Below are 20,471 nucleotides of genomic sequence, written 5' to 3'. Positions count from 1 at the left end.
ACGAAGTCGATCAACAATTTATTTCTTCTGTCGCAATCCGAAGGAATAAAATACCTAGAAAATCTTTAAACTATAAGACCCCATTGGAGGTCTTTCTGGAGAATGTATCAGGTTTAAATTATTTCTAGCTTAATTTGACAAACGAAAAATATTAAAAAATACAATAACTAATGGAGGAATCAACATGAAAACGTACGAAGGAAAATTAATCGCGCAAGACTTGAAAATCGGAATTGTGGTAGGACGATTCAACGAATTTATCGGATCCAGCCTTCTTAACGGGGCACTGGACGGATTAAAACGTCATGGTATGTCGGAAGAGGATATTGAAGTTGCTTGGGTGCCGGGAGCTTTTGAGATTTCGGTAGTGGCCCAGAAGATGGCTGCATCAAAGAAATACGACGCCATCATTACATTGGGGGCTGTTATCAAAGGCGCAACAGCCCACTTTGATTATGTATGTTCGGCAGTGACCAGCGGGGTGAACCAAGCAGCGTTATCCACCGGCGTACCGGTATTGTTTGGCGTATTGACCACGGATACAATCGAGCAAGCCATCGAACGATCCGGAACGAAGGCCGGCAACAAAGGATACGATGTCGCAGTTTCAGCCATTGAAATGGCGAACCTCTTGAAAGAACTGTGAGGACACCACCAAAGAACTTTTCGAATAATCAGAGAGGCATTGGAAGTCAGCATTGAAAACATCGGTGTGTTAAAGAATACATTGAGGTAAAACCACTCTTGCTCTGACCTCGATGGACGTATTTCGAAAGAGCGCCCATTGTTTCGCTTGAGAACGGGTCCAATAGGCTGAACGGTCTCTTTCCCGTTAAAATTAAAAAAAGTGTTGCTTTTTCGGCCAAAAAAGATTAAAATACTACAATATTCCATATCGACAACAATCTAAATACAGTGAAGAAGACATGTTCAATGTGAATGGGACACTCAGAGAGCCGGTGGGTGGTGTGAACCGGTTGCCCCGCACATTGAAAAACACTTCGGAGTAGATAGGCCGAAAGAGAGTAGGTCTATACGTAAGATGCACGTTACGCATTATTGCCAATAAAGGCTGCTTCGGCAGCGAATTAGGGTGGTACCGCGGAAGAGAGACCTTTCGCCCCTTGTTTTTTCAGAGGGGTGGAAGGTTCTTTTATTGTCTGCAATAACACCCCTCCTTCACACTGAAAAAATGAGTAAGGAGAAATTGACATGGAAAGATTGATTATACCGAAAGACTACGAGACCAAACTGGATGTCATCGAAACTGAAAAGGCCATCCAACTCATCCGGAGCCGTTTTGAACAACGGTTTGCGGAAGAGATGAACTTGCTGCGTGTGTCGTCGCCGCTGTTTGTCCGTCCGGAATCGGGTTTGAACGACAACTTGAGCGGAGCGGAAAAACCGGTCACGTTCAACGTGAAACGAGCGGACAACATCCCGGTGGAAATCGTCCACTCACTAGCCAAATGGAAACGAAAAGCATTGAAAAATTACGGTTTCACGGCTGGAGAAGGACTTTACACCGATATGAACGCCATCCGTGCAGAAGAAGAACTGGGCAACCTGCATTCCATTTACGTGGACCAGTGGGACTGGGAAAAAATCATCACACGAGAAGACCGAAACGAGCAGGAGCTGGAATCCGTGGTCCGGAAGATTTACCGCGTGATGAAAGACACGGAACGGTTCATTGCCGAACGGTACCCAGAGATCGCCCCCATCTTGCCGGAAGACATCAGCTTTATCACCACACAAGAATTGGAAGACCGATACCCTGACATGACGGCAAAAGAACGGGAAAATGCCATCGCCAAAGAGAAAAAAGCGGTGTTCATTTCAAAAATCGGCGGGAAACTGCGCTCCGGAGAACCGCATGACATGCGGTCGCCGGATTACGACGATTGGGAATTGAACGGGGACATTGTGTTCTGGTACCCGGTGTTGAACAAAGCGCTGGAACTCTCTTCCATGGGCATCCGCGTGGACCGTTCCACATTGATTAAACAGTTGGAGCTTTCCGGCTGCGAAGACCGCATGGAATTGGAGTACCACGGAATGGTGTTGAACAACGAACTGCCATTCACCGTCGGAGGCGGCATCGGCCAATCCAGGTTCTGCATGTTCATGCTGAGAAAAGCACACATCGGTGAAGTTCAAGCATCTGTTTGGTCGGATGCCATGGTTCAACAATGCGCTGCAGCCGGCATTCCGTTGCTGTAAAAACGATACGATTGAAGAGACACTTTCCATTGCGGAAGGTGTCTTTTTTGTTGGGAAGAACCATTCCCCGATTCGTTAAAATTAAAAATCATTCTTGTTAAATAAAAATTTCCATGTTACATTAGTTTATAAATATAAAATTAGAAAATGATAAGGAGATGGTTATAAAGGGGAGAGACGCTGAGCGTAAACCCAATGTGACGTGAAGACTGGTGCAATCGTTTTGTTGCTGTAGGAAGACAAAAGAAAAGGAGCTGCATGTATGTCGTTTAATTTCAAGAAATGGTCTAAGTACGCGATGCTGTTTTCGTTGGCATTGCCGTTGTCTGTAGGGGCATTTACAGGAAAAGTGACGGCCGCGGAGTCAAAAGAGGATGCGCCGGCAGATGTGCATTTGGACGTTGATGAATTTTCATCTGAAAAAGTGACGGTTGTGGTGGAGTTGGATGAAGAATCTGTCCTCCAAGCGAAACAACAAGGAAAAAACAAGTCGAAACAGTCTGTGGAACAGGAACGGGACGCGATTCTGGCCGAACTCGATGCCGCTGGGGTCGACTATGAAGTCAACCAAGAATATGAAGTGGTCTTCTCTGGATTGTCCCTTCGGATTCCTCAAAACCAATTGGGGCAACTTATCAGCGTTCCCGGAGTGAAAGCTGTGTACCCCAACGAAACGTACAAATTGGATTCTGCCAGTGTGGATGTCATCGATCGTGAAGCGTTCAGCCCTGAAATGCATGACAGTGCACCTTACATAGGTTCAGAAGAAGCATGGGAAGCAGGCTACACAGGTGAAGGGGTGACGGTCGCGGTACTCGATACAGGAGTGGACTACACACATCCGGATTTGGCTCACGCATTCGGTGAGTACAAAGGATGGGACTTCGTGGACAATGACGCGGACCCGCAAGAAACCAATACGGGAACAGTGGACGATTTGACCATGCACGGCACGCACGTTGCGGGCACCATCGCGGCAAACGGTGAAATCAAAGGCGTGGCGCCGGATGCCGATTTGCTTGCTTACCGGGTTCTTGGGCCTGGAGGCAGCGGGTACACAGAAGACATCATTGCTGCGATTGAGCGTGCAGTCGAAGACGGAGCCGATGTGATGAACCTTTCTCTTGGAAACACACTGAACAACCCGGACTATGCGACCAGCATCGCGTTGGATGCAGCGATGGCGGACGGGGTTGTGGCGGTCACTTCCAATGGGAACAGCGGGTCCGCCAACTGGACGGTCGGCTCTCCCGGGACTTCCAGAGAAGCGATTTCCGTCGGGGCTTCCCAATTGCCGTACAACACATTTAACGCAGAGCTTTTCAGTTCTTCAGGAAACACGTACCCATCTGCCGTCGTTCAAGGTTTCCCGAGCGAGGAAGCATTGCTGGCTTTGAACGAAGCGGAATATGAATTTGTCCATGTCGGACTGGGAAGCGAAGAAGAATTCTCCCAAGTGGATGCGGAAGGCAAAATCGCCTTGATCAGCCGCGGGGAATTGCCATACGTCACTAAAGCTGAAAACGCGAAACAAGCGGGCGCTGTAGGTGCGGTCGTTTACAACAACGTGCCTGGTGAACAGCCATTGGTGCCGGGAATGGCGGTACCGACCGTGACGATTTCTCAAAAAGACGGGCAAAAACTGTTGGCGGAACTGGAAGCAGGAAATCCAACCTTGTCGTTCAACGTCCAATACAGCCGTACCGTGAATGAAACGATCGCGGACTTTTCTTCCCGCGGGCCGGTAATGGACACATGGATGATCAAACCGGATGTGGTGGCTCCTGGAGTGAACATCACCAGCACGGTTCCGACGCATGATCCTTCCAACCCACACGGCTATGCCTCCATGCAAGGAACCAGTATGGCTTCGCCTCACGTGGCTGGAGCGGTGGCCTTGATGTTGGAAGCCAACCCAGATTGGAATGTGGATTTTGTGAAAGCGGCATTGATGAATACAGCGGAACGACTGGTTGATCCAAACGGAACGGTTTACCCGCACAACACGCAAGGCGCCGGTAGCATCCGTGTGTTGGACGCCATTCAGGCAAATACATTGGTCACCGACGCCAGCCATTCATTCGGCATCTTCACCAAGCAAAACGGGAAAGAAGTGCACCGTGAAAAATTCACTGTCCACAACTTGTCAGACAAACGGAAAAAATATTCCATCAAGTTTACCGGACATGACGGCATCTCGGTGAAATCCAGCAACAACCTTCAAGTCCAACCAGGCAAAACGCAAGAGATCAACTACCGTCTGCAAGTCGATTCAAACCTCGAGCCGGGTTACTATGAAGGAACGTTCGTCATCAGTGACGGCACAAACGATTTGGAAGTGCCGACCATCATCTTTGTCCAAGAACCGGACTACCCATTGTTGAACTCGATGCAGTTGGGAATTTCCGGCAACTATCTTGTTGGAATCGTCAATTTGACAAAAGGGGCGGAAAACTTCAACTTGCGGATCAGAGATGCAGACAGCGGCGAATTGATTGGAGAAGTTGCTCATGCGGAGAATTTGCCGATTGGGGAATACTTCTTCGCTTGGGACATGGCGATTGACGGCCAACCGTTGGGACCAGGACGCTACCAAATCAATGCGTATGCTCAATTGGAAGGAGAAGAAACAGAAATCCAAGGCGGCGTATTGACGATTGGAAGCAACCAAGCAGAAAACGAGTAACACCAAAAACGTCATTCCATCCGGGATGGCGTTTTTTCTTGCGTATGCTGGGAATGAATTTTTTAGTGGAGTGGTTATGGAAAAAAAGAACCACTCCACGCAAAAGAAGGAACATGCGTGGAGTAAAGGAGAATTTTCCGCATCACTTCATTGTATTCAAATATGTTTGAATGAAGTGATGTGGAAATTTACTCCCAGTCCATTCAAAAAAGAAGGGGGGCCTCCAAACTGAGGTACCCCTTCTTTACTTATTGCGTTCACTTAACCAAAGCTTCCCCATGCAGCGTAGCGGCCGGCGATTGTTCCGGTCACAAATGCAGAAGTGATGTTGTAGCCGCCGGTGTATCCATTGATATCCAGCAACTCCCCGCAGAAGTACAAGCCATGCATCAGTTTGGATTCCATGGTTTTCGGATTCACTTCATTTGTAGCAACGCCTCCGCCGGTAACGTATCCTTTTTCAATCGGTTTGGATCCATGAGCGGTGATCGGGAAGGCTTTAATGTACTGCATCAAAGCGTCCACCTGACCGTGGATCATTTGCTTGTATGGGTTGGCCGGATCGATTTTTACTTGAGTGCAAATCAATTCCGCCATCCGTTCCGGCATCCATTGTTTGAGAATCGTCAGCACTTGTTTGTCGCGCTGATTTTCCGCCTGCGCCTTCAAGGTTTCCTGACTCAATTCCGGCGTCAAGTCGATGGACAGGTGGCACACAGGAGCGTGCGTCCGTTCCAAGTATTGATTCACGTGGCCCGAGCAGCGCAAAATGGCCGGCCCGCTGTACCCGAAGTGGGTGAAAATCATGTCCAAGTTGTGTTCGACAATGGGTTTGCCGTTTTCGTCCCATACCGTCACGTTGACATCACGAAGCGGGACACCTTGCATCGTGCGCTCTTTGATGTATATATCATCGGACAGAAGCGGCACCTCAGTAGGGTAGAGCTGGGTGATGGTATGGCCGGCCGCTTTGGCAAATTTGTACCCGTCTCCGGTGGTCCCTGTTTTCGGATACGCTTTTCCGCCGACCGCCAAGATCACAGAACCGGCTTGGAAGGTTTCCCCGGACTTGGTTTTCACTCCGAGGACTTTTTTCTCGTCTAAGTCATAGAGAACTTTGTCCACTGGGTCGTGCAGTTTGAATGTGACATCATGCTGTTCCAATTCTTTTAGAAGAGCGTCCAGGATGGTTTGGGACTTGTCGGTCACCGGGAACATTCTCCCGTGGTCTTCTTCTTTCAGTTCGACCCCGCGGGATTCAAAAAATTCCACAATATCTTCTTGGTCAAATTGGTTCAACGCGCTGTACAAGAATTTCCCGTTTCCAGGGATGTGTTTGATCAAGTCTTCGCGGGTGGTCCGGTTGGTGACGTTGCAGCGGGTTCCGCCTGACAGCAGCAACTTGCGCCCCGGTTTCCGGTTTTTGTCGATCACCAAGACGTTCACGCCTTGCTGGGCAGCGTTGATTGCGGCCATCAAACCGCTCGAACCGCCGCCTACGACGATTACATCATATCTTTTAGAGTTTTTTAGTTGGTTAGTCATTATCGTTGTCCTTTCTGTTTCTCCTCTTATGATAGCAGAATGCTTCTTTAGAAAATAGAATAGAGGGACAGAAAGTTTAATTCAAAAGTTTAATATTATAAAACGATTAAAAAGGGTGGTTCATTTCTCATATAATTATTGGTACACTAAACACAACTGAATCCTTAGGAAAGGAGAATAAAAATGGTGCAGTTTGTCCCAATAGATGAAAAGAACTTTGAAGAAGTGCTTCAATTGAAAGTAAATGAACACCAAAGCAAATTTGTAGCGCCAAACGTCCGATCTTTAGCGGATTGCTACCTCTATCGGAATAACAACGACGTGTTTCCTTATGCCATCCAAAAAGGGGAAACGGTTGTAGGGTTTCTTTTATTGGACGTGGACAAAGAAAACAAAGAGGTCATGATCTGGCGGATGATGATTGACCGACACCACCAAGGCAAAGGCTACGGACGCCAGACGGTTGAAAAAGTGATTGAATGGGTGAAGAAAGAAAACAAATATGACGTGTTGGTCGCTGATTACGTCAAAGGCAACGAAGTGATGGGAAAACTCTTGCGCTCGCTTGGGTTCAAAGACCGTTCCTATAACGAGGAATACGATGAATTTGTGTTGCATTATGAATGCTGAGCGTGACATGAGTGACGCATGATACATAGGAGGGAGACCGTGGACAAACATATTCAATATAAAGAGAATAACCCCATTGACGTGGAGACGCTGACAGAACTCTATAAAAGCGTCGGTTGGACAGCTTATTCCGATCACCCTGAAATTATGGAGAAAATTCTTCCCGGTGCGTTGCATTACATCAGCGCGTGGAGCGGCGACAAGCTGGTCGGATTGATTCGAACGGTAGGGGACGGCTGCTATATCTTGTATATCCAGGATATTTTAGTGCATCCAGATTACCACAGAAGAGGCATTGGAACGGAACTGATCAATCGGATTCTTGAACAAGCCAAAGACATTCGCCAAATCGTTTTGACCACAGACAATTCAGAAAAAACAAAAGCTTTTTACAAATCAGTCGGACTCTATACGTTGGAAGAGAGAAATTCGGTGGGGTTCACGAACTAAGTAGAAGAGAGGTCGAGTAGTGATGGCGACAGATCAAGAAGGAAAAAACTTTTACAGCTTTATTGTACTTGTCTTGTATTCCGCCCTTACGACTTTTATCGAAAGTCATTTTTTGTGGTACTGTGCATTGGCCGTTTCGTTTGCCGTTATCCACTATATGTTTAGCGACCGCACAAGACGGGAAATGTTAAAAACTGTTGCACTCACTGTTGGTTCCATTCTCTTCTATATGATGATTAATCGAATTTAGAGTATCAGGAAGGAGGAGACAAGTTGTTAAAAATTAAAGAACTAACGGCTAAGAACAAACGAATCCGCTACCGAAATGCTGTTAAATTCCCAGCTTTCATAATCGTGGCGCTTTTCACCGCGCTTGGCGCAAATTACGTGATTCTTAGCGCTCTAGTAACTACTGGAAAGTTGATAGATTTGCTGTACTGGGGCGTTTGGAGCGACGAGATTCAATACAATTATCAAAATTTTTCAGTGGATGCGGTTGTCTTGTTTGTCATTACGGCTGTATCAGCTTTAGTTATTTCTCCTGCAATTACTCCCCATGTTACCTTAGAAAATATAGTCCCGTTTTTGGAGGAACGTTTTGACATAACCAAGCTTGTGGTAACACTGTTGTTCACTCAAATGTTTTGGTACATAAGCATAAGAGTTCAGGAAACAATAACGAATCAACCAGTCAGATGGAAGTGGAAAGTTACGAGTTTATTAACTTCGCCTGAAATATACTTCTAAGAAAACGGAAAGCGCATCATACGTAAATAGAAGTATCTCATTACACATTTTTTCGAAGAAGGTGAAAACAAAATGGAAAAGAATATCGCACTCTATCTGGTTCTACATAAACGAATCGAAACAGAACGGCTGATCTTACGTCCGGTGACTCTTGCAGATGCGGAAGATATGTATGAATATGCTTCGGATGAAGAGACGGTTTACTACGTTTTCGACAAACATCAATCTTTGGAGGAGACAAAAGAGAACATCGCAGCTTATTTTGAAGCGGACCCTTTAGGGAAATACGCGATAGAGCTGAAAGAAACCGGAAAAATGATCGGCACGATTGACCTGCGTTTCAAAGACTGGAAACACAAAGCCGAACTCGGATACACGATGAACAAACACTATCACGGAAAAGGCTACATGACCGAAGCCGGAAAAGCCCTACTTTGGTTGGGATTTGAAGTGATCGGATTGGAACGAATTCAGTCCCTGCATGATGAGAGAAACAGTGCTTCGGGCAGGGTGATGGAGCGGTTAGGGATGACCAAAGAAGGAGTCAGCCGCCACGTCGGCAAATGGAAACAGGGCGAGTGGTTCAATGATGTGCATTACAGTATTTTGAAAGACGAGTATTTTGACGGAAAGACAAGGTAAATATTTTACTATCAATATCGATAAAGCGTCCCTATTTTCTTTTATTTCTAAGAAAGCAGGGGCTTTTGTGTAAGTGAGGGGGCGTTTCATGCACCTTACTCAAAATCGATTGAACCCACATACATACAAGTCTAAACTACACTTAAGCCAAGGGGGGAGGTCTATAATATGAAATTGAATTTACAGGAAGATAAGAGTTTAAAAGAAGCGATTATCGATATTACTTATAATGTCTTCGACCGACGGATTCAACGAGTTATTGAAATAGTAGAGACCAATAACATTCAGTTAAAGGGGGAGAAGGATGGCCATATTCATCTTATAAACAGCCAGGACATTTATTATATTGAGAGCGTCGACAATTCTTCTTTTCTATATACAGAATTAGAAGTTTTCGAAGCAAAGGAAAAACTTTATGTCTTAGAAAACAAATTGGAAGAAACTTCTTTCATACGGATAAACAAGAGCACAATTTTAAACATGGATTATTTGGACAGCGTGTCCCCATTGCCAAATTATCGTTTAGAAGCAAATCTAAAGAACGGTGAGAAAGTAATTATCAGCCGGCACTACATGAAGAATGTGAAGCAGTATCTAAAAATAAGTTAGAGGTGGTATGTAATGATGAAAAACTTTTTTTCTGAAAATTTAAGCAGCATGACATTTGTATTTTCTTCGATTGTTTTATTGAATGCCTTGCTGAGTTTTTCTCAAAGCGTTCCATGGGAAAATGCAAGCTTGTCCATATTAAAGATGGCTGGGTTGGTTTTAGTACTTTTCTTTTTAGGATATGTAGGCAGCTATCTCCCTTTTCACTCTGCAAGTGCGTATCATATTTTCAATATCACGATTCAATTGATTGCTGGGTTTGCGCTGGCAAGCTTGTTGGGAATGTTTTCTATCAACGTTGAAAATCTTATTGTCAATGGATTTGTTTACATCTTGCTTTATTATCTAACCTACAGAATAAGAAAGCATCGTTTCAATCAACTGGCGCAGGCGATCAACGAACATTTAGGAAAAAGAGAATAAAGGAAGATACGTAAAAAACACGTGAATGAGCTTTTTTACGCATCTTCTTCTTCCAAAAATCCGATATTGATAATCAATTCATGGTATTCCGGATCCTCATAACTTTCCCGCCACTGTTTGTACCGTTTCTGATACCGTTCTTCGCTCTCTTTTTGGCGGAACAAGCGGCAGATGTTGATGGCCTGCCCGCAATATTTTTCTCCGTCTTCTGGATGTTGTTTCTTGAAGGCGAGGATGCCTTTGTTGAACATGAAGTCGATATGCGGATAGAAGAGTTCCGTGTTTTCGGAATAGCGATCTTCAAACAAACGGATCGTTTCTTCCGCGTACTGAAGGTTCCCATGATATAAAAAGGTCGAGAAGTTATTGGACAAAATCGTGTACAGCAGCTTGATGTCCTGCGGGATGGCTTGGTAAAGTTTGCTGCGCTTTAAGGCAGTGTGCATCAGGGTATAAGTGGTTTCCACATTCAACGTGAAACCGAAGATGGCGTACAACCGCAGTTCCATCTCGCCCCAGTCTTCCACTTGCATCAAATAATTCAACACCGCCTGCTGGCTCTGGTGCCGGCCGTTTTCGTTCAAATACGTCAGGCTGTCAATGAAGTAGATGAGAAACTGGTCCCAGCTGTAAGGGCCGGGGCGCTCCTTTTGGATGGTCGTTTTCAATTCCACCAGCTTATCGAACTGCCGGTTGTTGGTGTATGTTTCGATCAAATCAAATCGTTCGAACAACTGCTTTTTGTCCTGCCGTCCCAAAAAGTAGTCAAACTCTTCGATGGACGTGTTGATGTTTTTCAGCACCTCGAAAAACAAGTCCACCGGAATCATTGATTTGTCATTTTCAAACCGGGACAGTTGGGAAACCGACAACGCCGTACCGCACGCTTCTTTCAAGGTCATGCCTTTGCGTTTGCGGATCGTCTGGAACGTTTTTCCATACATTTTGCCACCTCTTTTTTGCAGATGTGCAAGTTTTGGGTTGCCTTTACTGTACGTTTTTTATAGTAAAGGTGCAAGAAATAATAGAAGAGGTGAAGAAGATGGTTCACTATATCAAACGGTTTTGGAAAGAAAATTTGATGGTTGTCGGGATCTTGTTTGCCGCAGCTGTTTCTCAAACCATCGCCAGCCTGCTGAATGCGGCGGCACTGAACGCGTTGATTGCGCTGGATGTCCAGGCGTTTTTGAAAGCGGCGGGAGGGATGTTTGTCAGCTTCTTGTTTTTCCTATTATTCACGTTTATCCAAATCAATCAGATCAGCCGGGTCAAACAAAAGATGCTGACGGCAATTCGGGAAGACATCACCACCCGAATGGAACACACGAGTTACACCGCCTTCCATGAACGGCAAATGGGGACGTACGCATCCTGGCTCAGCAACGACATGAACACGATTGAATCCGAGGCGTTTGACGGGTTTTACAACATCTTGGCGGGCGTCATCGCCAGTCTCACATCGGTTGCTGCGCTCTTCTATTTCCATTGGAGCTTGGTGGTTTGGAGTTTTGCGGCAGCTGCCTTGACCCTTTTGCTTCCTAAATTGTTGGAAAAACAGATGGGGGAAGCGGCACTGGCTGCCACGCAGGAAAACGAGCGTTTCTTGAGCAAATCCACGGATGCATTGGGCGGGTTTGATACATTGTTTTCTTACGGGTTGTTGAGACGAATCACCTCTCAAATCAAGGACGCGGCCATCCAATTGGCACAAGCGAAAAACCACCAGGCACTGGTGGTCTCGAAAGTGGCTATCTTAGGTGCATTCGGGAATGTCTTCGGCCAGCTGTCCATCCTGGTGTTGACCGGATTCTTGGCCTTCCAATCCCTGGTTTCCATCGGGTCCATCGCTTCCACCGGAAATTTCGCCAGCGTGATTTTCAATACGGTCGGGAACATCAGTCAACAGATCGCCTCCGTCCGTGCCACCCAGCCGATTTTCGAGAAATTCCAGACTATTCCGGTATCTGCACATCGGGGCCAAGATGAAGGGATGGAAGCGACGGACGGGTTCCAACTGAAAAATGTCGGATATGCGTATGGGGAGAAGCGAATTTTGAGTAATGTGTCGTTTGACTTTTCTCTGCAGCGCAAATACGCCATCGTCGGCGCCAGCGGAAGCGGAAAGACCACGTTGTTGAATATGTTGAACGGAAAACTGACGGATTACGACGGCTCCATTACCTTTGCCGGGAAAGAACTGAAAGACCTGTCTGGGGCCGCCTTAAGGAATCACATTCTGTACATCGACCAGACGCCGTATCTGTTTGAAGGCACCATTCGGGAAAACATCCTGCTCGGCGAAACGTTCACCGAAGAAGAACTGCAGGCGGCAATCCGGGAGAGTGACCTGGAAGAACTGATCCGCAAACTGCCGGATGGGTTAGACAGCTATGTAGGGGAAGCGGGAAGGTTGTTGTCCGGCGGGCAACGTCAGCGCTTGGCATTGGCCCGTGGATTGATCCGCGGCAAGACATGTATCCTCTTGGACGAAGGCACCTCCAGTCTGGACGAAGAGAGTGCTGTGAAGATTGAAAAAAGCCTTCTTGGCAACCCTAAACTGACAGTCATCATGATCACCCACCATCTACGCCAGTCAATCCAAGAGCAGTTGGATGGGGTACTGAGCTTGGGATGAATGTGAAACGAAAGAACTGCCCACTAAAAAAAGAAAAATTTTAGTGGGCAGTTCTGATTTGTTTGTTAAAGAGTTTCAGAAGTGGACGTTTTTTATTTTTGAGAAAAACTAAAAGTCATAATCGTCCTCTTCCATCGCCTCCACTTCGCCCATCAGATAGCCAGAACCGACTTGAGAAAAGAAATCATGGTTCGCGGTTTCTGTGGAGAGGCCGTTCATCACGATCGGATTGACATCTTCCGCCGCAGCGTGAGGGAAGAGAGGGTCAAACCCAAGATTCTGCAAAGCTTTGTTTGCGTTATACTTTACAAAGGTCTTTACGTCGCTGGTCCACCCAATTTGATCGTACAGCTCCTCTGTATACGTCAACTCGTTATCCATCAAATCGAACAGCAAATCGTACATCCAATCACGAACATCTGCTTGTTGTTCCTCGGTTAGTTTATTGTAGCTTAATTGAAATTTATACCCGAGGTAAGTTCCGTGAACCGATTCGTCCCGGATAATCAATTTGATGATTTCAGCCACATTGGGTAATAAGTTGTTTCCCAAATACCACAATGGCGTATAGAACCCACTATAGAATAAGAAGGACTCAAGAAATACGCTGGCTATTTTCTTTTGTAGAGCGGTACCGGTTTGATAAATGTCATGAATACGCTTGGCTTTATATTGAAGGCGTTCATTAGTGTTGGTCCATGCGAAAATTTCATCAATTTTTCGGTTGTCATTGAGTGAAATGAAGATTGTGCTGTAACTCTTTGCATGGACAGATTCCATGAACAAGATATTATTCAAGACCGCTTCTTCATGCTGGGTACGTACATCACTGCGCATGACATTTGCTCCTTCTTCCGATTGCAGTGTATCCAATAAAGTCAATCCGCCGAACGCTTTGTTAACTACGTCTCGTTCTACTTCTGTTAAATTTCTCCAATCGTCTAAGTCGTTGGATACCGGGATACGCGTGTCCAACCAAAACTGGGAGGTCAATTTCTCCCAAATATGTTTATCTAGTTCATCTTCCAATTTGTTCCAATCAATGGCTTTGTAATGCAAAAAATTAGACATCTGCTTCTTCCTTTCCTAAACCATACAGCTTTCGCATGAGTTGGCACCGATGATATCCCCGTCCTCTGTATAAGTACGGATGTAGTACAAAGACTTAATGCCTTTTGCGTAAGCATAATTTCGTAACCGGTTCAAATCCCGGGTGGTCATCGTGTTGCTTTTGCCTTTCTTCCACTCATAAAGACCTTCAGGGAGTTTAGAACGCATGAATAAGGTCAAACTCATACCTTGATCGATATGAGGCTGGGCAGCTGCGTAGACATCAATGATTTTCCGTTGATCCATATCATATGCGGAAGTGTAGTAATTGATCGTTTCGTTAGATAAATAAGGAGCGGGATAGAAAATGGCTCCGACAGTTTTTTCTTGTCTGTGTTCCACTCTTTGTGTGATTGGATGCAGCGAAGCGCTCGTCTCATTGATATAAGAGATGGATCCATTAGGAGCGATTGCCAGACGGTTTCGATGATACAGGCCAAATTGTTGCACATTGTCTTTCAGTCGTTTCCACTCTTCGCTAGTTGGAAGAGAGATATGTTTGAATAGATTGGCCACTTTATCGAATTTGAATTGAAAATCAGATTCAATGTACGGAGCGAAGTAAGTGCCATCCGCGTAAGCTGATTGTTCGAATTTATGGAAAGCTTCTCCTTTTTCTTTGGCGATGGTGTTGCTGGCAACGAGCGAGTAGTAATTCAATGCTCTGAAGTAGGCTTCTGTGAACTCTATAGATTCAGGGGAGCCATACTCTATTTGGTTCAAAGCGAAAGCAGTATGCAGCCCCATCGCTCCCAAGCCAATCGTACGGTAAAGGTGATTGCCTTTTTTTATGGTCGGGACTTCGTCAATATTTGTTTGTTCAGTGACAGTGGTTAGGGCACGAACCGCAATTTCGACAGACTTCTTAAAGTCCGGAGAAGTTAACATATTAACGATATTCGTTGAGCCTAGATTGCAGCTGATATCTGTGCCGACTGTTTCATAAGACAAATCATCTTTAAGAGTGGAAGTTTCTTGGGGTTGGAAAATCTCGCTACATAGATTACTCATGATGATTTTTCCATCTACAGGGTTGGCCTTATTTACTGTATCAATGTTTATGATGTACGGATAACCGGATTCTTGTTGTAGTCGAGAAATTTCTTGTTCCAGTTCTCTTGCATTGATTGTTGATTTCTTGATGCGTTCATTTTTGACCATGTTGTCGTATTCTTTGGTGAGGTCGACGTAAGAAAAAGGCTGGCCGTATTCTCTCTCCACGTCATATGGACTGAACAAATACATAGGATGGTTGGTCTTAAGCAATTCATAGTATTTATCCGGAACAATCAATCCCAATGATAAAGTTTTTACACGAATCTTTTCATCCGCATTTTCTTTTTTTGTGGACAGGAAGGCATAGATATCTGGATGGAAAACATTGAGATAAACAGCCCCCGCTCCATTGCGTTGTCCTAATTGGTTGCTGTAACTGAAACTGTCTTCCAACAGCTTCATGACGGGCACGACTCCTGAAGAAGCATTTTCGATTTTTTTAATGGGATCCCCTGCAGCACGAAGGTTGGATAAATTCACACCGACGCCGCCTCCTTTACGGGATAACTGCAATGCGGAATTGACACCGCGTCCAATTGAGAGCATGGAATCATCCAGGTCAATCAAGAAACAAGAAACCAATTCGCCCCGTCTTTTTTTTCCGGCATTTAAGAAGGTTGGGGTCGCTGGTTGATATCTCTGGGAAATCAGTTCTTCGGCAATATCTAATGCCAACTGTTTGTCCCCATTTCCTAAAAACAAGGCATTGAAGGCAATACGGTCTTCGTATCGTTCCAAATACTTTGTTCCGTCATTTGTTTTCATCGCATATTGAGTGTAGAACTTGTACGCCCCCATGAAACTTTTGAAACGGAATTTATGGCTGTAAACTTTTCGGAATAATTTTTTTACGAAATGGAAGTCATAATTTTTGTCTTTATTCTCTTCTTCCAGAGGTTCGTCTGAATTGAGCGTGTATTGAAGCAACATCTCTTCTTCAATGTAGTCATTCGTGACCAAGTAATTTAATTTTTCTTCCAGACTGTGAAAGAAGACGGTATTCGTGTTTATCTCTTCCAGAAAGTAGGCTCTGACGGCCTCTTTGTCTTTATGCAGTGGAATTTTTCCCTCCACAGGGATATTCATTTCATTGTTCAATTTGAAATAAGTAACTTGCTTGGTTGGGTTAATTGTTCTGGTGTTCAATTTTTCTGATCTCCTTTTTTAGTTTTTCCACGTCCTGTTCACTTCCTTGAAATTCAAATTTATGCAGGACAGGAACTCCATATTCCTGTTCTAAGTCACGAACGGTGAAACAGAATGCTGTGCCGAAATTCCTGTTTCCGCCACCGAACATCCCTCTGCAATAGTTTATATTGCGATTGGTCTCTAAAAAATCGTTTATAGGTTCGATCATTTCTTCTGGGTAAGTTGGGGCAATCAAAATAAAAGGTTCATTCATTTCGATAAAAGGATTGTGGGGTTCAATTTCTATTGCAGAAGAAGTAATCTTCTTCACAAAACGCCGAGTTTGTCCAGTAACGGAATAGTAAACGATTTGTGTCATCTTAGTTCACCAACCTGTTCAGTCGTTCGGGCTGGAAACCGTTGAAGGGTTCTTCGCCTTCAATATGGACAACAGGAAGACTGAAAAAGCCCAGAGCTTTCACTTCTTCTGCCCACTCGGGTTGTTTTGTGATGTTCTTCTCTATGAAATCAATACCTAACTTATTCAAATGTTTTTTAGTGAATTGACACTGGCCACAGCCTGCCTTACTGTAGACGACAATTTTCTTGGTCATGTTCGATTCTCCTTTCGTATTTTAAACACAAAAAAACCGTTCATTTTGGGATGAACGGCAAAAAACGACAGAGAATCTGCATAAGAGAATTCCCATCGTTTCTTCTTTTTCATCCCCGAAAAATAGAAACTACAATTATCGGCAGGTCTCCTGGCTCATGCTTCGTCCTACTATAGCCCTTCCCATATCGCCGTCTGAACAGATCGGAGATACAGTGGTTTGCTAGTTCGTCCACATTAACAGTTGCGGGGGCAGCTCCAGACTTTAACTGGATTCCCTATTAAGGCATCGTATGCCACCAATAATCGCGGTACTATATGTTGTGTTATTCAGCTAATTTCCCAACAGGTTGTTGGTATATGTTGAATTGTATCACAGTACATAAAAAATACAATGAAGAAGTTGGACGGGTTTTATGTATACGAAATTCAATACAATCTAGGTATAATAAGAGAAGAATGCTGACAATAAAGAGGGGAGATGGGATGATGGATAGGTATGAGGAAAAATACGACGGGGATATAAAAGAGTTGTTGGAAGATGCCTCTTATTCATTGGTGTGGGGAGAGGAAGCCGATGTCACACTTCTGGCATTCGACAAAGAGGAACTTGTGGGGATCGGCAGTTTATGGACCAACTCTGTTCACCCAAACAGGGAGTACATGGGGATTTTCACTAAATCGGAGAATCGTCGAAAAGGGATTGGCAGACAGCTTTACCAACAACTGTCTTCTTTATCCGAATCAAAGGTGTTTCAAGCTGCTGTTTCTTCCAAAGACAGTACGGCGATTTCTTTTTTGAAAGATTGTGGCTTTCAACTCGCGAGAAAATGTTATACCACTGTTCTGCGAGGTGATTTCAGTTCATCTAATGACCAAATGAGCTATCTGTCCCTGAATGAAGCGACAGAAGAGCAATGGGACGAATTGGTTGCTTTGCAGCTGGAGAACTACAAAGACTTTCATCAAACTATCAATGCACTCAGTGATTCAATTTCCACTATGGAATGGAAAAAAATCATTTCGGCTTATTTGGACAAAGAGCACTCCTATTTATTGGCAAAAGACGGAAAAATCGATGCCTACATACTTTGTTACGAAGGAGAAGAGCCAGGTGAGATAGAAATCGGCTATGTGGGCGGACAAGACGTCTTAAATCTGCCTCACTACACCGCCTTCTACAAGAACGCCATACACCAATTGAAACGTCAATTTGAAAAAGTTTCGATTGAAGCGGACGATGTCGATCCGTTTGCTTTTGCGGCATTGAATCTATTTGAGTATGACCAAAGCGATTCGTGGGACACGTACATTATTGGATAATTGATGGTGAAACACGGAAAATGAAAATAGTCATTTCATAAAATGAATTTCAGATAAAAAGACTTTTCCATTTCATCTATTGAGTGGAAAAGTCTTTTTATCTAGCATTTGTTTTTACTATCTCTTTAGACCTATTCTTCCAACATACCAACCACCGGCAAGTTATCCAATACCCCTTTGCCGTGCGGGGAGTTCAAGATTTCATCGGAGAATTCATTCCCGGCGGTGATGCCGTTTTTGTGCTCGCCGTTGGCCCATGGTTCCACATCGGTCACATCATAGACGACCCCGTCGACGGCGACATAAGCCGGATTCCCGTTTTTGCCGTCGTACTGGCTGAGTTCTTCCAGTGTAAAGACGCGTGTTTCTTCGGTCTCTTGCCCCGAATCCACCGAAGTGCTCTCGCTGGCGGTATCTGGAGCGGAAGTGTCCGGTGCATCGGTTGTAGGGGTTCCGCAGGCGGCCAAGGTGAATGCCATCAGGCCGGATAATAGAAGCGATTTGAATTTGCTCATTATACCTCCTCCTCTAGAGTGCAAAAGCTTCGTAATAAATACTGTCTTTTTGCACGCGGCTCTCCAACAGAGCTTTTTCCACAGCAGTCATAAAAAGTTTGGGTCCACACAACACAAACTGGCTCTCTTCAAACAGGAGGTTGTGCTCCTGCAGCAAGGCCTGCACCTTTTGCGTGTCGAGGAAACCTTTTTCGTTGGCGAAGAATGGGACAAGGGTGAAGTTTGGAATCTCCCGCTTGAATTTGTCAAACTCTTCCGCAAACGCAAACTCACCCGGTTCGTTGAGCCCCCAGACCAGCATCACGTTGTTGGGCGGTTTCTTCAAACTCAATTCCTCCAAAATCCCCAACATCGGGGTGATGCCCACACCACCGGCCAGAAGAATCAAGTTTTCGTTGGGATTGTCGAGTTTTTCCTCCACATGCCACACCCCATCGTAAGGACCTTCCACTGTTGCTTCGACCCCGACCGGCAATTCCTGCATCCGGTGGGTATAGTCCCCCAAATCTTTGATGGCCACTTTGATTTCATTGGGGTTTTGCGGAGAGGTGATAAGGGAGTAAGGGTGTTCCTCGAATGGATACATGTCTTCTTTGATCCGCACAAACACAAATTGTCCGGGCTTGTATTCAGGGACGCGGCCGCTTTGAGGCGTCAACGTCACCACCACGGTGCGGCCGGGTTGATGCCGGACATCGGTCACCGTATACAGCTGTTTGCGCAGCCGGCCAGGTGGCGTAATTCCAAACGTAAGGATATACGACCCCGAAGACCAGTCCGGCAATCGTTCCGGCCCCCAGTACCCGCCACACATAAGCCACGTCCACAGAAGACTCTTTCGCAAACAAGGTCACGATGCCGAAAATCCAGAGTGTGGTGACAAAGGCTGTCTGCATGAATTGGTTTTTCAAATCGGTGATCATTGTAATGCCTCCTTGATTTGTTTGGCATAATGCCGGCTCACGATGAAACGCTGCCCATCTGTCGTGTACACTTCCAACCGGGCGTGCCGCCCGCTTTTGAAGCCGTTGACCTCGGATAAGTTTAAGATGAAGGAATTGTTGATTCGGAACAGTCCGTGTGGTGTGTACTTGGCAAAATCTTTCAACCGCCCTTTGATGAAGTACACTTTGTTGTCCACCGTATGGACTTTTGACAAGTGATCCATGGCTTCAATGGCCAACACGTCCGAACAGGATAGCTTGATTCGTCGGTCGTTTGTCGGGTCAATCACTTCAAGTTGCGGAACGTGAACGACGGCTTCTTCGAGGGTGTCCGCCAAGTGTTTGTTTGCGGGGTTCAGGAGCACCCCATTTTGTCTTCGTCATATTCTCCGTCCCACGTGTACTCGATTTCCATTGCGTGCCTCCTTCTGAACTCAATGTACCAACAAGCTGCCGCAGATGCCCGAAATTTTCAGCTTGTTGCATTTTACCATAGATTTTTCAAGAACTTACTCTCTAAAAAAATCCAAGAGTACGGAGAATAGGGAAAGCTGCTTTGTTATACTATGTGTATACATTTAGCCAGGAGGCGGTTATGAGAAATCGAAGCTCAGTGATTCTGATTAAAGATAAAAAAGTGCTTTTGATTGAAAGGAAGAGAGACGATAAAATATATTACGTCTTTCTAGGAGGAATTAACAAAGGAGAAACACCGGAAGAAGCAGCGAAAAGGGAAGCTTTGGAAGAGATAGGAACAGAAGTGGAAATAAAAGAATGTCTAACAAAAATAGAGTTTGAAGGGAATCAATTTTATTACACTGCAGAAATCTTAGCTGGAAAAGTTGGCTCTGGAAGAGGAGATGTGTTTTGCAATAGAGAAGTACATAGTTTTGCAACGAAAAGTACACAATGTTGCCACCCAATAGTTTCCATTTAATTATTCTATTTTTGATAAAGCATTTTTCAAGCGATAGCTTTCACCTGTAAAGGTCAAAATATGTGCGTGGTGAATGAGGCGATCCACCAGCGCCGACGTGAGGCGCGGATCAATAAATACCTTGTTCCAGCTGCTAAATTCTAGGTTGGAGGTAATGATAATGCTTTTTGTTTCATACCAATCACTAATTAATTGAAAAAGCAGTTCTGAACCATTTTTATTAAACGGGACATAGCCCATTTCGTCTAAGATAAT

24 protein-coding genes, 1 pseudogene, 1 riboswitch and 1 other annotated feature are annotated in these 20,471 nt (G+C 45.0%); of the genes and pseudogenes, 15 read left to right on the top strand and 10 right to left on the bottom strand.

What is annotated here, in order from left to right:
- The 5 genes and pseudogenes from G470_RS14095 to G470_RS0106985 all read left to right on the top strand — a co-directional run.
- Nucleotides 1-128: pseudogene (locus G470_RS14095) on the top strand (IS30 family transposase); the annotation flags it as partial.
- 56 nt (nucleotides 129-184) lie between these two features.
- Complete coding sequence (gene ribH / locus G470_RS0107000; protein ID WP_028274217.1) at nucleotides 185-646, top strand: 6,7-dimethyl-8-ribityllumazine synthase; 462 nt, start codon at nucleotides 185-187, stop codon at nucleotides 644-646.
- A 260-nt stretch (nucleotides 647-906) separates the two neighbouring features.
- Nucleotides 907-1,128, top strand: a binding site (T-box leader).
- A gap of 84 nt (nucleotides 1,129-1,212) precedes the next feature.
- Nucleotides 1,213-2,223, top strand: a complete 1,011-nt coding sequence (asnA, locus tag G470_RS0106995) for an aspartate--ammonia ligase (RefSeq protein ID WP_028274216.1) — start codon at nucleotides 1,213-1,215, stop codon at nucleotides 2,221-2,223.
- Between the two features lie 262 nt (nucleotides 2,224-2,485).
- The gene (locus G470_RS15020; protein ID WP_028274215.1) at nucleotides 2,486-4,909 is read left to right on the top strand and encodes a S8 family serine peptidase; all 2,424 of its coding nucleotides are present in this window, start codon (nucleotides 2,486-2,488) and stop codon (nucleotides 4,907-4,909) included.
- Entirely contained in the window at nucleotides 4,881-5,141 is a 261-nt protein-coding gene (locus tag G470_RS0106985) for a hypothetical protein (protein WP_028274214.1), read from the top strand. Before G470_RS15020 ends, G470_RS0106985 begins: the two co-directional genes overlap by 29 nt.
- Before the next feature lie 29 nt (nucleotides 5,142-5,170).
- Here the strand turns inward: G470_RS0106985 and G470_RS0106980 are convergent, their stop codons facing one another.
- A complete protein-coding gene (locus G470_RS0106980; protein WP_028274213.1) occupies nucleotides 5,171-6,454 on the bottom strand; it encodes a BaiN/RdsA family NAD(P)/FAD-dependent oxidoreductase in 1,284 nt (427 codons plus the stop codon).
- A 183-nt stretch (nucleotides 6,455-6,637) separates the two neighbouring features.
- Here G470_RS0106980 and G470_RS0106975 point away from each other — a divergent pair, with 183 nt between their 5' ends.
- The 7 genes from G470_RS0106975 (at nucleotide 6,638) to G470_RS0106945 (ending at nucleotide 9,955) form a co-directional block, all read left to right on the top strand.
- A complete protein-coding gene (locus tag G470_RS0106975; RefSeq protein ID WP_028274212.1) occupies nucleotides 6,638-7,084 on the top strand; it encodes a GNAT family N-acetyltransferase in 447 nt (148 codons plus the stop codon).
- Nucleotides 7,085-7,123: 39 nt separating this feature from the next.
- Nucleotides 7,124-7,534, top strand: a complete 411-nt coding sequence (locus G470_RS0106970; RefSeq protein WP_051258475.1) for a GNAT family N-acetyltransferase — start codon at nucleotides 7,124-7,126, stop codon at nucleotides 7,532-7,534.
- 22 nt (nucleotides 7,535-7,556) lie between these two features.
- Nucleotides 7,557-7,784, top strand: a complete 228-nt coding sequence (locus tag G470_RS0106965; protein ID WP_028274210.1) for a hypothetical protein — start codon at nucleotides 7,557-7,559, stop codon at nucleotides 7,782-7,784.
- Nucleotides 7,785-7,807: 23 nt separating this feature from the next.
- Nucleotides 7,808-8,281 carry a hypothetical protein gene (locus G470_RS0106960; RefSeq protein WP_028274209.1) on the top strand — a complete coding sequence of 158 codons (474 nt, stop codon included), beginning with the start codon at nucleotides 7,808-7,810 and terminating at the stop codon, nucleotides 8,279-8,281.
- A 72-nt stretch (nucleotides 8,282-8,353) separates the two neighbouring features.
- Nucleotides 8,354-8,923 carry a GNAT family N-acetyltransferase gene (locus tag G470_RS0106955; protein ID WP_028274208.1) on the top strand — a complete coding sequence of 190 codons (570 nt, stop codon included), beginning with the start codon at nucleotides 8,354-8,356 and terminating at the stop codon, nucleotides 8,921-8,923.
- A gap of 168 nt (nucleotides 8,924-9,091) precedes the next feature.
- Complete coding sequence (locus G470_RS0106950; protein WP_028274207.1) at nucleotides 9,092-9,532, top strand: LytTR family DNA-binding domain-containing protein; 441 nt, start codon at nucleotides 9,092-9,094, stop codon at nucleotides 9,530-9,532.
- A gap of 12 nt (nucleotides 9,533-9,544) precedes the next feature.
- Nucleotides 9,545-9,955: a hypothetical protein gene (locus G470_RS0106945; protein WP_028274206.1), complete on the top strand. Its 411-nt coding sequence runs from the start codon at nucleotides 9,545-9,547 to the stop codon at nucleotides 9,953-9,955.
- 35 nt (nucleotides 9,956-9,990) lie between these two features.
- Here the strand turns inward: G470_RS0106945 and G470_RS0106940 are convergent, their stop codons facing one another.
- On the bottom strand, nucleotides 9,991-10,899 hold the full coding sequence (locus tag G470_RS0106940; protein ID WP_035445250.1) for an Rgg/GadR/MutR family transcriptional regulator: 909 nt from the start codon (nucleotides 10,897-10,899) through the stop codon (nucleotides 9,991-9,993).
- A gap of 98 nt (nucleotides 10,900-10,997) precedes the next feature.
- Here G470_RS0106940 and G470_RS0106935 point away from each other — a divergent pair, with 98 nt between their 5' ends.
- A complete protein-coding gene (locus G470_RS0106935) occupies nucleotides 10,998-12,590 on the top strand; it encodes an ATP-binding cassette domain-containing protein (RefSeq protein WP_028274204.1) in 1,593 nt (530 codons plus the stop codon).
- Between the two features lie 108 nt (nucleotides 12,591-12,698).
- Here G470_RS0106935 and nrdF read toward each other — a convergent pair whose 3' ends face one another.
- From nrdF to G470_RS0106915, 4 genes are read right to left on the bottom strand one after another with little or no spacing between them, the layout of a single operon-like run.
- Nucleotides 12,699-13,661: a class 1b ribonucleoside-diphosphate reductase subunit beta gene (gene nrdF, locus G470_RS0106930; RefSeq protein WP_028274203.1), complete on the bottom strand. Its 963-nt coding sequence runs from the start codon at nucleotides 13,659-13,661 to the stop codon at nucleotides 12,699-12,701.
- A gap of 15 nt (nucleotides 13,662-13,676) precedes the next feature.
- Entirely contained in the window at nucleotides 13,677-15,902 is a 2,226-nt protein-coding gene (gene nrdE / locus G470_RS0106925; RefSeq protein ID WP_276202781.1) for a class 1b ribonucleoside-diphosphate reductase subunit alpha, read from the bottom strand.
- Nucleotides 15,883-16,263 (bottom strand): class Ib ribonucleoside-diphosphate reductase assembly flavoprotein NrdI, encoded by a 381-nt coding sequence (gene nrdI / locus G470_RS0106920; protein WP_028274201.1) that lies wholly within the window; start codon nucleotides 16,261-16,263, stop codon nucleotides 15,883-15,885. The genes nrdE and nrdI overlap by 20 nt, the downstream gene beginning before the upstream one ends.
- A 1-nt stretch (nucleotide 16,264) precedes the next feature.
- Nucleotides 16,265-16,498, bottom strand: coding sequence for a glutaredoxin domain-containing protein (locus G470_RS0106915; protein WP_028274200.1), 234 nt, complete (start codon nucleotides 16,496-16,498; stop codon nucleotides 16,265-16,267).
- 123 nt (nucleotides 16,499-16,621) lie between these two features.
- A riboswitch (cobalamin riboswitch) is annotated at nucleotides 16,622-16,816 on the bottom strand.
- A 167-nt stretch (nucleotides 16,817-16,983) separates the two neighbouring features.
- On the opposite strand from G470_RS0106915, the gene G470_RS0106905 reads away from it, so the two are divergent.
- On the top strand, nucleotides 16,984-17,820 hold the full coding sequence (locus G470_RS0106905) for a GNAT family N-acetyltransferase (RefSeq protein WP_028274199.1): 837 nt from the start codon (nucleotides 16,984-16,986) through the stop codon (nucleotides 17,818-17,820).
- Nucleotides 17,821-17,951: 131 nt separating this feature from the next.
- Here the strand turns inward: G470_RS0106905 and G470_RS0106900 are convergent, their stop codons facing one another.
- The 3 genes from G470_RS0106900 to G470_RS12935 all read right to left on the bottom strand — a co-directional run bounded on the left by G470_RS0106900 (nucleotide 17,952) and on the right by G470_RS12935 (nucleotide 19,617).
- Nucleotides 17,952-18,212, bottom strand: a complete 261-nt coding sequence (locus tag G470_RS0106900; RefSeq protein WP_035445254.1) for a cytochrome b5 domain-containing protein — start codon at nucleotides 18,210-18,212, stop codon at nucleotides 17,952-17,954.
- A 136-nt stretch (nucleotides 18,213-18,348) separates the two neighbouring features.
- Complete coding sequence (locus tag G470_RS13875; protein ID WP_084172122.1) at nucleotides 18,349-19,149, bottom strand: ferric reductase-like transmembrane domain-containing protein; 801 nt, start codon at nucleotides 19,147-19,149, stop codon at nucleotides 18,349-18,351.
- A gap of 105 nt (nucleotides 19,150-19,254) precedes the next feature.
- Nucleotides 19,255-19,617, bottom strand: coding sequence for a LytTR family DNA-binding domain-containing protein (locus G470_RS12935; protein WP_156907997.1), 363 nt, complete (start codon nucleotides 19,615-19,617; stop codon nucleotides 19,255-19,257).
- A 257-nt stretch (nucleotides 19,618-19,874) separates the two neighbouring features.
- On the opposite strand from G470_RS12935, the gene G470_RS12930 reads away from it, so the two are divergent.
- Complete coding sequence (locus tag G470_RS12930; RefSeq protein ID WP_084172121.1) at nucleotides 19,875-20,216, top strand: NUDIX domain-containing protein; 342 nt, start codon at nucleotides 19,875-19,877, stop codon at nucleotides 20,214-20,216.
- On the opposite strand, the gene G470_RS0106875 is transcribed toward G470_RS12930, so the two are convergent.
- Nucleotides 20,217-20,471: ATP-binding protein (locus G470_RS0106875; RefSeq protein ID WP_028274196.1), on the bottom strand; the 255-nt coding region annotated here is incomplete at its 5' end. It lies immediately after the preceding gene.

Origin of the sequence: Atopococcus tabaci DSM 17538, assembly GCF_000429585.1 — a bacterium.
Taxonomy (GTDB): domain Bacteria; phylum Bacillota; class Bacilli; order Lactobacillales; family Carnobacteriaceae_A; genus Atopococcus; species Atopococcus tabaci.
Note: the sequence above shows the minus strand (reverse complement) of the source record. Positions and strands in the feature narration are given on the sequence as shown.